This is a genomic window from Helicobacter bizzozeronii (genome assembly GCF_900196775.1).
GTDB classification, from domain to species: Bacteria; Campylobacterota; Campylobacteria; order Campylobacterales; family Helicobacteraceae; genus Helicobacter; species Helicobacter bizzozeronii.
This window is the reverse complement of the sequence record NZ_FZLB01000089.1, coordinates 1-4,854: the sequence shown is the minus strand read 5'-3', so window position 1 is coordinate 4,854 and position 4,854 is coordinate 1. Positions and strand designations below refer to the sequence as shown.

5 protein-coding genes are annotated in these 4,854 nt (G+C 40.9%); all 5 read right to left on the bottom strand.

Annotation, left to right across the window (positions count from 1 at the left end; genetic code table 11):
- Positions 1-1,131: 1,131 nt before the first annotated feature.
- Entirely contained in the window at positions 1,132-1,299 is a 168-nt protein-coding gene (locus C5684_RS09200; protein WP_199764530.1) for a hypothetical protein, read from the bottom strand.
- 195 nt (positions 1,300-1,494) lie between these two features.
- On the bottom strand, positions 1,495-1,644 hold the full coding sequence (locus C5684_RS09195; protein WP_158650223.1) for a hypothetical protein: 150 nt from the start codon (positions 1,642-1,644) through the stop codon (positions 1,495-1,497).
- Between the two features lie 836 nt (positions 1,645-2,480).
- Entirely contained in the window at positions 2,481-3,545 is a 1,065-nt protein-coding gene (locus C5684_RS08255; RefSeq protein ID WP_104640007.1) for a hypothetical protein, read from the bottom strand.
- Positions 3,545-4,675 (bottom strand): hypothetical protein, encoded by a 1,131-nt coding sequence (locus C5684_RS08250; protein WP_104640006.1) that lies wholly within the window; start codon positions 4,673-4,675, stop codon positions 3,545-3,547. The genes C5684_RS08255 and C5684_RS08250 overlap by 1 nt, the downstream gene beginning before the upstream one ends.
- The coding region (locus C5684_RS08245) for a hypothetical protein (RefSeq protein ID WP_104640005.1) at positions 4,672-4,854 on the bottom strand (183 nt) is incomplete at its 5' end. The genes C5684_RS08250 and C5684_RS08245, both read right to left, overlap by 4 nt.

Sequence of the window (4,854 nt, the reverse complement as noted above, 5' to 3'; positions counted from 1 at the left end):
ATTTTACTTTGTCTAACAAATGTCTGACAAATGTCAGACATTTTTATAGGGATTAAGTCCCTAAAATAGGCACTTTAAAGGATTTTGTATATACAAAAATCGCCCCTCAAAGAGTGATTTTTTAGGGCATTTTGCAGAGTGAGATGATAAGCGTTCTTGTTTTATTTGCACGTATTTGTGTATGTTCGATGGACGAAGCTTTGGAATTGTGCTTCATTTGGCTAGATACAGAGCAGAGGATAGTGGTTAGAATGTCTATTAGTCACTTTTATACAATACAGTAATTATGTTGTATTTTGTCATATTGTGTTAAGCATTTTGATAAATACGACAGCGTGGATTTAATCTAAAAGAAAAACTTACCGATTTCAGTAGGCTTTTATAAGCAATATGTTACAACCTATCCGCAATTCGTAGGGCGGACTCTCGCCGGTCAATTACTTACTTTGTGAGTGATTGGCATATTCTGATAAATCTTTACTAAAAGCCATCAATAGGTCGTTTAAGAATCTTTCTATTTTGTTAGGGTATATCCCTACGGAAATGTTGAATATCTTGGTTGTCAGTCTCGGATAGATTTTACCATCTTCTCCTATTCTTGTTTTTGTGATATTTTCCCAATGGTAACAGCGGTTGCGTAGATTGTGGAATAAATTTAGAGCAATGACGGCTTTTATTGTAGTTGCTCAAGTGGCTTTTTTGTCTTTGATAAAAATTCTCTCTTGTCTATAACTTGGATCGTAGTGTTTAAACTGAATTTTGTCTGCATTAAAAATGCGTGTTTTGTAGAATTAGTAGGTCAAGCTCACGCTTGGCTATCATAAAGATTTTATCCTTGGGGGCAAAAGCCCCCCAAACCCCCAAGAGAGGCTTTTAAGTGAGAGTTTGTTATTTTTGGCTGGGGATTCAAAGGGTTTTGGATGAGATTAGAGTCTGTGAAGAAGGGGATAGTGTTGGCTTGACAGAAACTAGCAAACTGAGGTAGGTTTTAGCTATTTATATTTTTTCTTTGCTACAACAAGTGCGCAAGCCTGCTGTATTTTATCAGTATAGGTTGATGCCCATAGGTTATAGGGGACTTAGCAAATGTTTTTGCAACGCCACACAGATTGCATTATCAGATTTGAAAGTTTAGACTTTATCATACAGATTTGAATATACATAGGGGGTATTCTCTACATTTAAAAAGCGTTGGGTTTTCAAGTAGCTTTTTAGGTTTTGATAAAGATTAGTCAGAGGCTTTTTAAGGGCGTTGAGATAGGTTTGTTGGAACAAAGAGTCTAGGAGCGCGCCTAGCAAGGCACACACTAGGTCTTTGTGCAATGGCAAATAATTTTAAGGGTTTTTAGGCGTTTCTAGTTGATCCACATCAAAGACCTGATCGATGCAAAGCTTCCAATCTTGAATATCGCTCAGAGATGGGAACAACTGGTAGCTCAGGGCTTGTTTTAAAGAAGTGTCGAGTTTGGAATCGTGGGGGCGTATGTTTGCAATTTATGCAGATTGCTCTATAACTCTTAAGCTGAGTGTGTCAGCCATGATTTTAGATTGGGGCACTTGTATAGTTTGCTTGCCTAGGTCCTTGAGTATATTGACTTTGACATACTCCCCATAGCTAAAGCTAGGGGATTTTGGTATCATCAAAGTCCGCCCCTCAGAGGTCTTACGATTGCAAATTCTTATCGCTTAATATACGATATTTTTATTCTATCCATCTTTCTAGTCTTTTGGCTCTAGCATAGCTTGGTAAAAATTTCTCCAAGAGTTATCATAGCTAGCTGGGACAACCTACTAAAATCACCCCATTAAGTCTAGAAAACGCCAAACAAGCCCCTTCCAAGCCTAACATAAATCAGTGCAAAAGAACGCAAACTACAAAGGGGTGCGCTCAAAAGTGCTAAAATCTCATACCTAAAAATAAGCTAATCTGCCCCCACTCTAGCCCATAAAAAAGTGTCAAAAAGGGTGTTATGCCCAGCAAAACCCTAAATAAAACCGATATATGCGCTTGATCCACTTGCTGTAACGCTCCAAACCCAACCTATCATACACAAACAAAATGATACGGAATATCAACACTAACCTCAAGAACAAGAGAAAAGTTTTCAACATGGAACCTTACGATCAAGAACAATACAAAGAACCAGCATGTAAAAGAAAAGGCGCGCTGCAAAAGTAACAAAGGGCATGAGCACCAATTCCAAGCAAAATAATGTCGTCTTTTTCATTTTATGCTCCTAACAACGAAACGATGTAGTTTGAAAGGATGCTCCATAATGAGCAAGCCCAACACATGCTAAATTATATGGCAATACCCGCTGGTTTCTACAAATCTAAACCCCACAATATGGCTTTGGGGCTTAAGGGCTTGGTTGGTGTTGCTTGGGGAGTGTGCATGCGAGCAAAGAGGCAGATCAATATTACTTAATCTCAGAAAAACCCCTTAATCAAGACAATTTTAAGCCCACAAAAGGCACGCCTCAGAGTGCGCTCTGCAGTGCCACACAAAAAGGGTTGTTAGATTGGAATTTTTGGATTTTGCCTTGTGGGTTGCGGGCTAAACACGGGGTGTTATTTACACTGACAAGGGGGATAATTTTTAAATAGTTCTCTAGGGCTTGGGGTGCGTAAGTGCGTTTAGCAAAGATGTCTAAACAAGCCTGTTTGAATTTTTGGCGTAAATAGACGGGCTTGAAGCAAAGTTGGGGGTGTTTTTGCAAAGTCGCTACATCTAGTTGCGGGCTAGAGAGGGGATCATCAAAGGTGTAGTAATAGCTCTCATAGAGAAACTCAGCGAGCCTCACACCATATTGGGCATAATAGAGGGCGTAGCGTTTTTGGTAGTCCTTTGCATCAACAATTACATCAGTAACGCCATCTTCGCCAATGCCTAGCTTTTTTGCCGCATAAATATCCGCATAATACCACTCTTGACTCTCGCCCAAGAGGGCTTGACCTCCCCCAATTAAGCGGTAAGCCAATTCCACGATTTTAAAATCCTCAAAAAAGGCTTGAACAGGCAATACAGGCTTGGGGCTGATCTGCTGGTTGTCGATAAAATATTGCACCATTTTATCCCAGTTTGCAGACTTAATAGGGAGTGCGCTTAGGGTCTTAACATAGACATTTAAATCCAAACCTTGCTTGTGTGCCTCAATCAAAGGAGCATAGATAAAATCCAGCACTTTTAAGTAGTCATTTATGACTTGAGATAAGGGGGGAGTTTTATATGTCGTGTAACCCCTAATCAAGGCAACAAGATGGAGCATTTCGAAGTTTTTAAGCTCGCTTACAAAATGTGCCTCTTGCTTGTTACGGGGCTTGAACTCCTGCAAGAGGGGGACTTGATTTAAAAAATCCTCTCCAAGTTTTTTCACAACGGGCAAAGAATCGATCACAGCGTCATTCCGAGCAATGTCCTCTTGGGGTGCATTGGCTTCAGCAGTTGCCATCGTGCTTTCTAGTTTTTGGGCAATATCTAGTAAAACGGGCGGGGTGGTTGCCCCCAAAGTCCCTAACAAGAGGGCAATAACAAGAAAACGCATTAAAACTCCTTTAAGTTAGTTTGCAGGGCTTGGCAAAAAGCGTCTTTGGTGTGGAAAAAGAGGGGTTGTTGGTTGGCATCTAAAGCCACGCAGGGTTTATTGTCCATAATGAGAATCCCTAATAACTCCAGCTGCGCTTTAAATTCAGGATGGGGCTGGCTTAAGAGAGTTTGGCATGCTTGCTTGAGTGCTGGGTTTAAATAGTTGGGGTTGAGGCAAATTGTGGGGCGTTTGTGCAGGATTTGGGGTGTGATGTCTTGTAAATCCACATAGGCATCAATGTCCTTGATCACCTGCAACACACGCACCATATAGAGGTTAGGGATGTCTTTAAGCACAGAGAGTTGGGGTTTAGCCATGAGGTTTGTATTAAAGAGTCCTCTCTCTTGCATGTTGCCGGCATCTTGATTTAACATGGAGGCGACCAACACCTTAAAGCGAGCATTAGAGGCACTCAAAAAATCCTCATAAGATTGATAAAGATAACCCACATCACCAACCAAATCTTTAGAAATGCCCTCGGGATTAAAAGAGGCATAATATTCCATGCTAGAGCCATAATTTCCTAACACATGGTAGGCATCTAAAGGGCGTTGAGAGGCTAGGCTTTCTTCAAGATAGCGCAAATAGGCATCTATTTCTAAACCCCCTCTTTTTGCCTCAAAAAAGGGTTTGTAGAAAAAGTTGAGAAACCCTAAGAAGTTTTTAGCAATCTGAGAGGGTGGGTCATCATTTAATAGACTAATCAAATGCATGGCTTCAAATGTTTTGGTATGTTCTAAAAAATCTTGCTCATATGCATTAATAGGGTTAAAAGTCTCAAACAAGGGCACTTGATCCATGCCCGCACGCGCTAGTTTCCATATTTTGTCTTGATCCCAATTAATCTGCAACGCGCTTAAGTAGGCGGCATCGGGTATATATTCTTTGTTTTGGAAGGCAGGGATTTTTAGCACTTTTTGCGAGGCTGTTTGTATGATCTGCTGTAGGGTTGTGAGTAGTTGGATAAAAGAGGGGGTGGGGTTGCTTAGGGATTCTTTGGGGTTGTCTATTTGGACAACGATGGTCGGTGTATTTTCTTTGCCCTGCAGATTTAAGAGCAAGAGAGTTAGGAGGAGTAGGCGGATCATTTAAATTCCTTTGTTAGGTTGGTTTGCAAGGCTAGACATAGGGCATTGCTGGATTTAAATAACTGGAGTTTGTCGCCGGCGTTGAGATACACACAGGGGGCGTTGTCAATGGAGATGAGGCGCAAGGAGTTTAGGTATTTTTGTAAGGGTTTGGGGTTGTAGCTGTGTTGTTGGAAGAT